Origin of the sequence: Halomonas sp. ND22Bw (assembly GCF_003011945.1) — a bacterium.
GTDB classification, from domain to species: Bacteria; Pseudomonadota; Gammaproteobacteria; order Pseudomonadales; family Halomonadaceae; genus Halomonas; species Halomonas halophila.
In genome coordinates this window covers 1-235 of the sequence record NZ_PXWD01001795.1, presented here as the reverse complement: position 1 = coordinate 235, position 235 = coordinate 1, and the positions used below count along the sequence as shown (strand labels likewise).

At 63.8% G+C, this 235-nt stretch carries 1 protein-coding gene; it reads right to left on the bottom strand.

All coding sequences use genetic code 11. The features are described 5' to 3' along the window. Positions 1-235, bottom strand: a 235-nt coding sequence (locus CVH10_RS24470; protein WP_146143408.1) for an alanine--tRNA ligase-related protein, incomplete at both ends; no start/stop codon positions are given.

Below are 235 nucleotides of genomic sequence, written 5' to 3'. Positions count from 1 at the left end.
CTGGTCGTTCTCCTTCTCAAACTGCATGAAGACGTTGTTCCAGATCTCGACGTAGCGGTCGCCGTCCTCGTCCGGGCTGCCGGGAGGGCCGCCGGCGATCTTGTCGCCGTGGTCCCAGAAGATTTCGGTGCAGGGACCGCAGGGACCGCTGTCGCCCATGGCCCAGAAGTTGTCGGCGCCGGCGATGCGGATGATCTTGTCGTCGGAGAAGCCGGTGACCTTCTTCCAGATCGCG